The sequence below is a fragment of the Pseudomonas sp. 05N434 genome (assembly GCF_056396965.1).
The window spans coordinates 1-1,199 of the sequence record NZ_JBFTMK010000888.1 but is presented as its reverse complement, the minus strand read 5'-3'; the positions used below and the strand labels follow the sequence as shown (position 1 = coordinate 1,199).

Genomic DNA, 1,199 nt, shown 5'->3' with positions numbered 1-1,199 from the left:
GGGCAACGCCCCCGGCCATGCACAGTGCGGTCTCGCCAGTGAGCTCACGGGCGGTCTTGGCCAGGCGCGAAACGACGATCTCCGTGACTTTCTGCACCGATGCGGCCAAATCGAACTCGCGACCGGTAAGGGGGGCCTCGGGCAAGCGCCGGGGGCCACCGAACAGCTGCTCAAAGGCATCGCCCGTCATGACCTGGCCTTTAATGAACTCAAACTTGGTCCAGTCGAGCCTGAAGCTGCCATCGGGCTTCACATCGATCAGATGCGAGAGGATCGTGTCGACGTAATGAGGCTTGCCATATGGCGCAAGTCCCATGAGTTTGTATTCGCCGGAGTCCACCTTGAAGCCGCAGAAATAGGTGAAGGCCGAATAAAGCAGGCCCAGCGAATGGGGAAAGGACAACTCGGCAACCAGCTTGATACCTTCTGGCCTGCCGTGCCAGATGGTGGTCGTCGCCCACTCGCCGACACTGTCGATACACAGGATCGCGGCGCTCTCGAAAGGACTGGGGAAAAATGCCGATGCGGCGTGGGACTCGTGGTGACCATGCACTTCGATTCGGCGACCGTCCCGGTCTCCCATCGCTCTGAGATGACGCACGACCTCACGGTCCATCCGGCGCTTGGTTGATAGCCATTCGCCAAGCACCGGTGCGTAGGTGCGCGCTGCCGAAAACCCGGCCACGGCGGCCGTCGAGAGTACCCGACGGAACTTCAGTGCCGGGTCTTCGTAATAGGCGACATGGTCGACATCGGCCAGGTTTATACCTGCGTTCCTCAGGACGTACTCGATGGCCTTGCGTGGAAAACCCGGGTCATGCCGTATCCGGCTGAAACGCTCTTCCTGGGCCGCGGCGACGATCTTGCCGTCCACTACCAGACTGGCCGCGCTGTCGTGATAAAAGGCAGAGATGCCAAGCGTAATCGTCATAGCAGCGACCTCACTTTTTCGCGAAACTTATCCAGCATTGTTTGCTCCCTGGGTGGATTGAGCGCGACGAATCCATTACGGACGCGCGCCCAGAGTTCATCACGGTCACTACGAGAAAAAGCACAAAGGTAGGTATCCAGACTCGCGGCAGCCCATGCCGTATGCCCGGTGGAGATGTTGTCGATGGAGTTGTGCAGATCGACGAACATCGTCGGATAGCCGTAGGCAACCAACGCCTTGTGGGTACGCCGATAACCGCCCCCTACTC

The 1,199-nt window shown here is 59.6% G+C and carries 1 protein-coding gene and 1 pseudogene; both read right to left on the bottom strand.

Annotation, left to right across the window (positions count from 1 at the left end):
• The coding region (locus tag AC1DLB_RS30440) for a carbamoyltransferase N-terminal domain-containing protein (protein ID WP_477786335.1) at positions 1-931 on the bottom strand (931 nt) is incomplete at its 3' end.
• A pseudogene (locus AC1DLB_RS30435) lies at positions 928-1,199 on the bottom strand (iron-containing redox enzyme family protein); the annotation flags it as partial. The pseudogene AC1DLB_RS30435 and the gene AC1DLB_RS30440, both read right to left, overlap by 4 nt.